Source organism: Brevibacterium sp. VCM10, assembly GCF_000583215.1.
Classification (GTDB): Bacteria; Actinomycetota; Actinomycetes; order Actinomycetales; family Brevibacteriaceae; genus Brevibacterium; species Brevibacterium linens.
Map to the genome: position 1 here is coordinate 1 of NZ_JAJB01000106.1, position 3,000 is coordinate 3,000.

The window sequence follows — 3,000 nt, forward strand, 5'->3', positions numbered from 1 at the left end:
ATCGCGACGATCGTCGCGATATTGAGCACCCCGAACAGACGGTCGAGCAGCTGATTCTGGTCGACGACCTCTTCGACCCCGGGAGTCGACGAGAACGTCTCCTTGATGATGTCGTACTTCTCGGCGTCCTTGAGTTTGACCCGGAAGGACTCGTTCATCTCATCCTCGGGCACGGTGCCTTCGAGGCTGGTGCCCTTGAACTGCTCCTGGAAGTGTTCGTAGGCCTCGGTCTTGTCCTCGAAGTAGACCTTGTCGACATAGGGGGCCAGATCGGAGCTTTCGAGCTCGGCCCGGATCTGATCCTTCTGTTCTCCCGTGGCCTCACCGTCGACACAGTTCGTCGCCTCCGAATCCGGCGGGCACAGGAACACGGAGACCTGCACACGGTCGTACCAGAAGTCCTTCATCTGACCGACCTGCATCTGCAGCAGGATCGCGGCTCCGACGAAGAGCAGGGACACGAATGTCACGAGCACGACGGAGATGACCATGGAGAAGTTCCGGCGCAGGCCCGACCAGACTTCGGAGAGGATGAACCCGGCCCTCATGAGGCGACTCCGTAGGTGCCTTCTTCGACGTCGCGGACGATTTCGCCTTCGCGCAGTTCGATGACCCGCCGACGCATCCGGTTGACGATCTCTCCGTCGTGGGTGGCCATGAGCACGGTGGTGCCGTTGCGGTTGATCTTCTCCAGCACGTTCATGATGTCGGCGCTTGTGGCCGGGTCGAGGTTGCCCGTCGGCTCGTCGGCGAGCAGGATTCCGGGTTTGTTGACCACGGCGCGGGCGATGGCCACACGCTGCTGCTCACCGCCGGAAAGCTCACTGGGGTAGCGTTTCTCCTTGCCGGCCAGGCCCACGGTCTCGAGGACGTCGGGGACGAGCGTCGACATGGCCGCGCGGGACTTTCCGATCACCTGGAGGGCGAAGGCCACATTGGCGAACACGGTCTTGTTCGGCAGCAGGCGGAAGTCCTGGAACACGGTTCCGATCCCCCGCCGCAGGTAGGGCACCTTCCAGCTCGGCATCTTCACCACGGACTTTCCGGCGATATGGATGCGTCCGGCGCTGGGGACCTCTTCGCGCAGAATGAGTCGGATGACCGTGGACTTTCCCGATCCGGATGCCCCGACGAGGAACACGAATTCTCCGCGGTCAGCCTCGAACGAGATGTCGTCGAGCGCCTTGCGGGAACGCGTGTCGTAGGACTTCGAAACGGAGTCGAATCTGATCAAGTCGGTCTTCAATCATGTTGCGGGTGGCTCGGCCGCTTCCACTGTACGTAACAGTTCCGTGATGTTCGCGGAGGCGGCCGGGCGTGTGGTGCGATCTGATGAAGTTCACAGTCGGGCCGGCGAGCGGCCCGCGAGCCCGGAATTCCCAGGGAAGGGAATGTTGGTTTCGGCAGCGAAAATCAACAGTCTCTTCCCTGCAATTGGCGATGCCCCGTCAGGGGAACCGTCGCCGAGGCGGATGCGCGCCGGATAGTCCGGCTGCCGACGGGCGGGCGGACCGGGGCCGGGCAGACCGGGAGAGGTCGCGGCCGGAGGCTCAGGCCTCGGCTTCTTCGGCCATCTCCTGTTCCTTGCGCCAGCGGATGCCGGCTTCGATGAGTCCGTCGAGGTCGCCGTCGAAGACTGCCGAGGGGTTGTTGACCTCATAGCCGGTGCGCAGGTCTTTGACCATCTGGTACGGATGCGTGACGTACGAGCGCATCTGGTCGCCCCAGCTGGCCTTGATGTCGCCGGCCAGCTCCTTCTTCTGTGCAGCCTCTTCCTGGCGCTTGAGGTCGAGGAGGCGGGACTGGAGGACGCGCATCGCGGCCTCGCGGTTCTGGATCTGGGACTTCTCGTTCTGCATGCTCACGACCACTCCGGTGGGGATGTGGGTGATGCGCACGGCCGAGTCCGTCGTGTTCACCGACTGTCCGCCGGGGCCCGAGGACCGGTAGACGTCGATACGCAGATCGTTCTCGTCGACCTCGACATGGTCCGTCGACTCGATGAGCGGGACCACCTCGACGGCGGCGAACGAGGTCTGACGGCGCCCCTGGTTGTCGAAGGGACTGATGCGCACGAGGCGGTGGGTGCCGGCTTCGACCGACAGCGTGCCGTAGGCATAGGGCGCGTCGATCTGAATGGTTGCGGACTTGATGCCCGCACCTTCGGCATAGGAGGTGTCGAGCTCCTGCACCTTGTACCCGCGGTTCTCCGCCCACCGGACGTACATGCGGGTGAGCATCTGCGCCCAGTCGGTCGCGTCGTCGCCGCCGGCGCCCGACCGCACGGTCACAACAGCGGAGCGCTCATCGTATTCGTGGCTGAGCAGGGTCGAGATCTCGAGTTCGGCGAGCTGATCGCGCAGCTTCCTGATGTCGCGGTCGGCTTCTTCGAGCGAGTCCGAGTCGCCTTCGTCCTGGGACATCTCGACGAGGAGTTCGGCATCGTCGATGCGCTGTCCGAACTTCTCGAGCTTCTCCAGGGTGCCCTGCTTGTGCGAGAGCTTGGCCGAGGTCTTCTGCGCCGAATCGGGGTCGTCCCAGAATGTCGGCGATGATGCCTGCTCCGTGAGCTCGGCAACCTCGTCGCGCAGGTTGTCCAGATCGGACACGTCGAGAATCGCTTTGTACGTCTGGCGGAGGTTGGCGATTTCAGAAGAGTAATCAGTGGAGGCCATAATGATCCGATTCTAGTGCATGCCCCCGCCCCGCCCAGAACCGACGGATGCGCGCCGAGGTGGGACCGCCTCGGCGCGCATATGCACAGTCCCCCGCTTGGGGTCAGGCACCGGTTCGACCCGGCTCAAGCCGGGACCGGTTGGGATCAGGCGGGCACGAGTTCGGGCACGGTCGCCCAGCTGTCGGGACCGAAGACCTCGAAGTGGATGTTGTCCTCGGGCACCTCGAGCTCGTCGAGTCCGCGGCGCACGGCCTTCATGAACGGGGGCGGGCCGCACAGGTAGACCTGCGCGTCAGCGGGGACGTCCACCTCGGCGAGGTCGA

Annotated in this window: 3 protein-coding genes; all 3 read right to left on the reverse strand. The window is 64.2% G+C overall.

Going from position 1 to position 3,000, the window contains the following annotated elements; translation table 11 throughout:
* Positions 1-548 (reverse strand): permease-like cell division protein FtsX (locus tag AD89_RS0117435; protein WP_025780919.1); only part of this gene is annotated, 548 nt, incomplete at its 3' end.
* Positions 545-1,234 carry a cell division ATP-binding protein FtsE gene (gene ftsE / locus AD89_RS0117440; protein ID WP_025780920.1) on the reverse strand — a complete coding sequence of 230 codons (690 nt, stop codon included), beginning with the start codon at positions 1,232-1,234 and terminating at the stop codon, positions 545-547. The genes AD89_RS0117435 and ftsE, both read right to left, overlap by 4 nt.
* Positions 1,235-1,550: 316 nt before the next feature.
* Entirely contained in the window at positions 1,551-2,675 is a 1,125-nt protein-coding gene (gene prfB, locus AD89_RS0117445) for a peptide chain release factor 2 (protein ID WP_025780922.1), read from the reverse strand.
* Between the last annotated feature and the right edge of the window lie 325 nt (positions 2,676-3,000).